The organism is Candidatus Deferrimicrobiaceae bacterium, from assembly GCA_035256765.1.
In the GTDB taxonomy this organism is placed as follows: domain Bacteria; phylum Desulfobacterota; class Deferrimicrobia; order Deferrimicrobiales; family Deferrimicrobiaceae; genus CSP1-8.
Genome location: DATEXR010000202.1, coordinates 1 through 1,647, shown reverse-complemented (window position 1 = coordinate 1,647; position 1,647 = coordinate 1). Strand labels below are relative to the sequence as shown.

The 1,647-nt window shown below is 65.9% G+C and carries 2 protein-coding genes and 1 tRNA gene; all 3 read left to right on the top strand.

Annotated features, from left to right (window positions below; genetic code table 11):
* Positions 1-454, top strand: a 454-nt coding sequence (locus VJ307_06875; protein ID HJX73864.1) for a hypothetical protein, incomplete at its 5' end; no start/stop codon positions are given.
* A 65-nt stretch (positions 455-519) separates the two neighbouring features.
* Entirely contained in the window at positions 520-1,317 is a 798-nt protein-coding gene (locus tag VJ307_06870) for a VTT domain-containing protein (GenBank protein ID HJX73863.1), read from the top strand.
* Between the two features lie 200 nt (positions 1,318-1,517).
* Positions 1,518-1,593: transfer RNA gene (locus VJ307_06865), tRNA-Asn, on the top strand.
* Positions 1,594-1,647: the final 54 nt, after the last annotated feature.

Here is a 1,647-nt window from a genome sequence, read left to right as displayed (position 1 = left end):
GATCCCCTTTCTCTCCTTCCGCGGCGGAGCGCGGCGGATGGGGGCCTTCCTTCTCCTGTTCGCCGTCTGGGACGTCTTCTACTACCTCTGGCTCCATGTGACGATCGGCTGGCCCGCGGGGATCTTCGACTGGGACGTCCTGTTCCTTATCCCCCTGCCGTGGATTGGCCCGGTCTGGTCCGTTCTCCTCATTTGTGCGGGGATGATCCTCTTCTCCGTCCTATTCCTTCGGGCCCCGGAGGACGCGCGGTTCGCTCCCGGCCTGGGGGGGTGGACGTGCGGACTGGCGGGGATCGTCACCGTCGTCGCGACCTACATCCTGGAGTGGGTGAAGATCGGGCACGGGACGGGCGTACCCATCCGTTTCTCCTTCCTCCCGTTCCTTGCCGGCCTGGCTCTGATCGGAATCTCCGGATGGATCACCTGGCGGAAAATCCCGGCGACTCTCCGGTAGCGCGGAGACCCGGGGACGGTTTTCCGCATCTCATCCGGGAACTGCGGTGCTTTGGGAGCGGAGAGATGAATTGGTTTCCGGCGGCCGTCACGATGTACAGCGGGATCGGGGTCTTCCTGTTCTCCTTTGCGGAGAACGCCGGCCTCCCGATCCCGGCCTTTCCCGTCCTGATGGTTGCAGGGGCACTCGCCCAGTCGGGCCGGGCTTCCCTGCCATGGGTCCTGGTCGGCGCCGTGGGGGGGGCGCTTCTGGCCGATGCGGGGTGGTACATGCTGGGCCGCTGGCGCGGCCGGTCCGTCCTGTCCACCCTCTGCCGGGTGTCGCTCAACCCGGACGCCTGCGTGGAGGGAGCCGAGGAGGGTTTTCGCCGCCGCCGCTCCCTGACGATCCTTCTGGCGAAATTCCTCCCCGGCGTGAACACGGTCATGCCGCCGCTGGCGGGGATCACCGACTACCCTTTCCTCCGCTTCTTTTCCCTCGATTTTCTGGGGTCCATCGGATGGGCGGCCGCAGGGGTCGGGATCGGCTGGGCGTTCGGGGACGCCGTTGCGGGCCACGTCGACAGCATCAACGGGATGCTGGGCGGGCTGATCGCGGTCGGGCTTGCCGCCTATCTGGGGTGGACGGTCGCGTTCCGGCGATACCTCGTCCGGAAATACTCCGCTCCGAGAATCCCGGTAGAGGAGCTCTACCGGAGGATGTCGGAGGGGGAAGAGATCTCTGTGCTGGATCTCCGCAGCGACGCCGCATTCGGCGCCTCCGGCGTCATGATCCCGGGGGCGGTCCGCGTTCGCCCCGCCACCTTCCACCGGGTCGCCCACGAACTCCCGAAGGACCGGGAGCTCGTCTTTTACTGTACCTGACCCGGGGAGGCCACCAGCGCCGGTCTGGCGCGGATCATGATCAAGCGGGGATACGGGAGGATCGGGGTCATCCAGGGAGGGTTCGATGCATGGGTCCATGCCGGTTTTCCCACCCGGCCGGTCGACCGGAAAGGGTTGGCGTCGCAATCCGCTTGACGGGGCGCGGGGGGCGGATTATAGTTTCCCCTGCCGTTTTTCGTTCCCCGGTAGCTCAACCGGCAGAGCGGGTGGCTGTTAACCACTAGGTTGCAGGTTCAAGTCCTGCCCGGGGAGCCAGTGAATCGGATCCGGGCATCCTTTTCGGGGTGCCCGGTTTTTTTCGTTATGAAA

Excerpts from the sequence above, each read along its gene's own strand:
- VJ307_06870 (HJX73863.1), top strand. The coding sequence starts at position 520 with ATGAATTGGTTTCCGGCGGCCGTCACGATGTACAGCGGGATCGGGGTC.